The sequence below is a fragment of the Anaerovorax odorimutans genome, assembly GCF_024459955.1.
Classification (GTDB): domain Bacteria; phylum Bacillota; class Clostridia; order Peptostreptococcales; family Anaerovoracaceae; genus Hominibacterium; species Hominibacterium odorimutans_A.
The window spans coordinates 1-501 of record NZ_JANFXK010000092.1; the positions used below are offsets into that span (position 1 = coordinate 1).

1 protein-coding gene is annotated in these 501 nt (G+C 49.9%); it reads right to left on the minus strand.

The annotated features are described in order from the left end of the window. Positions 1-124 precede the first annotated feature (124 nt). Positions 125-501, minus strand: a 377-nt coding sequence (locus tag NE619_RS18000) for a TnpV protein (protein WP_330640856.1), incomplete at its 5' end; no start/stop codon positions are given.

Sequence of the window (501 nt, forward strand, 5' to 3'; positions counted from 1 at the left end):
GCGGTTTTCTCAATAGATTCTCTGACCACCTCTTTCTGGGGAGAAGAAAAAGCAGAGGACGTTTCCTCTGCCATACGATCAAGAAAAGATAATTGTCCTTCCAAGGAAGGTACTTGCGCTGCGTTTACCTGTAGATCAGTTCCTGCATTACGATCTCCTCCGCTGCTTGTCGGATGTTGTTCATCTGTCCAACCCACAGCATCGGGTTGTCCGCTTTCAGCTGTTCGTTTACTTGCTGGTTTCTTGCCATTTCCCTTGTAATCTGCGTCATTCGGGCTTGAGCCGCTTCCTGTATCTCCGTCAGGTGCTGGTTTAACGTCCCTTGTGTCAGCAGGCTTAGGAACATTCCGTAATGCTGTTCCTTCAGATACTCCCTCCGCAGGTATGCGTATTTGCCCGGACTGGCTTCCGGCTCCTTGTGAGCGATTAGATCGGGCAGCAGGTAATCGCCCTGTTTGCTGTATGTGAGTTTCATCATGGCTCTGGCTCCTTTCTTTTGTC